Source organism: Mesorhizobium sp. P5_C1 (assembly GCF_054049815.1).
Genome location: NZ_JBFULQ010001299.1, coordinates 1 through 675 on the forward strand (window position 1 = coordinate 1; position 675 = coordinate 675).

Sequence of the window (675 nt, forward strand, 5' to 3'; positions counted from 1 at the left end):
CTGGCGGTGACCAGCCAGCTGCCGTGCTTCCGAGCAAATGACCTTCGATCTCACAACGCCTGTTGGCAAGAGAACCGATATGCAACCTTCAACCGCAACTGCAACACGCCACCCGGGCCGACTGGCCATAGAGCCGTTTGCCGGCACGGTGACAGTACGATTTTCCGACGCCATAGTCGCCGCCACGGAACGAGCCAAGGTGCTGCGATGATGGAGATGAGCTGTCTTCTACATCCCTTTCGAAGATATCTATTTCGACCTTTTTGAAAAGACCATCACCACGAGCGAAAGCCCGTTGAAAGGCACCGCCAGCTACTGGCGCGTTCGATCCTGAAAAGGCGCGCATCGATGTCGAGCCAGCGGAGGACAAGGGGCACACTCCCCACGTCTTGGAGTAGATTGCCCGTGCGCACACCGAGCCGGGCTGAGCCTCGGGTATGTTAGCGGCGCGGAAACTCCTCATCAAGAATGCGTAGTGCCTCTTCGTATCTGGCCGCCGATGCCCCAATTTGCCGCGACTGCCAGATATTGTCTTCCAGATCCGCACGCTTCACCGGCAGAGCCAATGGGTTCGATGCGGCGCGTCGCACGAAGGCGAAATAATCCTCGCCATCTCTGCGCGACATGGCGTCGACAGCAGAAGCGACCGTCGGACCGAAGCCCGCTTCCTCGAGC

The 675-nt window shown here is 59.1% G+C and carries 1 protein-coding gene and 1 pseudogene; one reads left to right on the forward strand and one right to left on the reverse strand.

The genetic code is table 11. From position 1 onward, the window contains the following. The first annotated feature begins 247 nt into the window (after nt 1-247). A complete protein-coding gene (locus ACXJ7R_RS35485; protein WP_457155856.1) occupies nt 248-334 on the forward strand; it encodes a hypothetical protein in 87 nt (28 codons plus the stop codon). 106 nt (nt 335-440) lie between these two features. Here ACXJ7R_RS35485 and ACXJ7R_RS35490 read toward each other — a convergent pair. Further along, a pseudogene (locus ACXJ7R_RS35490) lies at nt 441-675 on the reverse strand (HD domain-containing protein); the annotation flags it as partial.